Origin of the sequence: Paenibacillus sp. NPDC058367 (genome assembly GCF_042723305.1) — a bacterium.
GTDB lineage: Bacteria > Bacillota > Bacilli > Paenibacillales > Paenibacillaceae > Paenibacillus_AQ.
Genome location: NZ_JBHXIZ010000019.1, coordinates 1 through 1,461, shown reverse-complemented (window position 1 = coordinate 1,461; position 1,461 = coordinate 1). Strand labels below are relative to the sequence as shown.

At 39.4% G+C, this 1,461-nt stretch carries 1 protein-coding gene; it reads left to right on the top strand.

From position 1 onward, the window contains the following. The first annotated feature begins 90 nt into the window (after nt 1-90). Nucleotides 91-1,424 (top strand): IS3 family transposase gene (locus tag ACFWMP_RS31475; protein WP_379426236.1). Its coding sequence is split into 2 segments (ribosomal slippage): nt 91-478 and nt 478-1,424, totalling 1,335 coding nucleotides; the frame shifts between segments, so codons are not numbered across the junction. The last annotated feature ends 37 nt before the right edge of the window (nt 1,425-1,461 follow it).

The window sequence follows — 1,461 nt, the reverse complement described above, 5'->3', positions numbered from 1 at the left end:
TAAACTGTACCCTATCGAGTAGACACTTTTAAAAAGTCTCTCGGTAGGGTATTTTTGTTTATAACGAAGAAGATAGGGAAGAGGAATGGTATGAGTAAGAAAATATTTACAGATAAAGAGATCAAGCAGTTATCTAACAATCCGTATGTGAGGTCCGTATCTTCAAAGGCAATTACATATACGGATGGGTTTAAGCAATTGTTTATCTCAGAGAATAATAAGGGAAAGCCGCCGAGAGAAATATTTGAAGTATGTGGTTTTGACGTAACTGTCATTGGGCTCCAAAGAGTCGAATCCTCAGCAAAGAGATGGCGTGCGAGTTACCAAGAGAACGGAATCTTAGGTTTGCAGGATACAAGAAGTCACGCCTCAGGAAGACCCCTTAAACGGGAGCTAACGCTCGAAGAGAAGTATGCCAAGCTAGAAGCTCAGAATGCTTTGCTGCGAGCGGAGAATGAACTGTTAAAAAAGATTCGTTTCATGGAAAGGAGGCAGAACAAGGGATAGTACTTTCATCTAGCCAGAAATTTGTCCTTATTCATACCATCATCGAGAAATATCAACTCTCCCGTTTGGTCAACTATTTATGTAAAGTATCCGGGGTTTCCAGGAGTGGATATTACAGGTTTTGGTCTTCCGAAGCAAAGCAAAAGAGAATCCAGAAGAAACAGCAAGATGAGCAACTAAGAGAAGTCATTCTAAAAGCTTTTCATTTCAAAAGACGAAAGAAAGGTGCCCGATCCATCAAGATGACATTGGAGGGCCAGTTTAAGGTGATCTACAATTTAAAAAGGATTAGGAGGATTATGAAGAAATACAGCATTGTATGCCCCTTTAGGCGGGCCAATCCCTATAAACGGATGATGAAGGCTACTCAGGAGCATAGGGTCGTTCCTAACCTGCTGAACCGGGAGTTTAAGCAGAACATTCCAGGTAAGGTGTTACTGACGGATATCACTTATTTATTTTACGGATCGGGTAAAAAAGCCTATTTATCCACAATCAAAGATAGTTCAACCAATGAGATCTTGGCATATCACGTGTCAGATCGAATCACAATGGATCTTGCGACAGATACTCTCCTAAAGCTTAAGAAAAACCAAAGGTTTAAAAGAGCTGATGGTGCCTTCATTCACTCTGATCAGGGATCTCATTATACACATCCTTATTTTCAAAAAATGGTTAAGAAAATGAAATTGAAACAATCCATGTCTAGGCGGGGAAACTGCTGGGATAACGCCCCACAAGAATCTTTTTTTGGTCATTTTAAAGATCAAGCTTCCATTAAGCCTTGTTTGACTTTGATTGAGTTAAAACAGGAGATTAAGGATTACATGACCTACTATAACCACTACAGGTATCAATGGGATTTAAAAAAGATGACCCCTGTTCAATACAGAGATCATCTTCTTCAATCTGCCTAGACTTTTTTTAAATGTCCTTTACATAGGGTACAGTTTA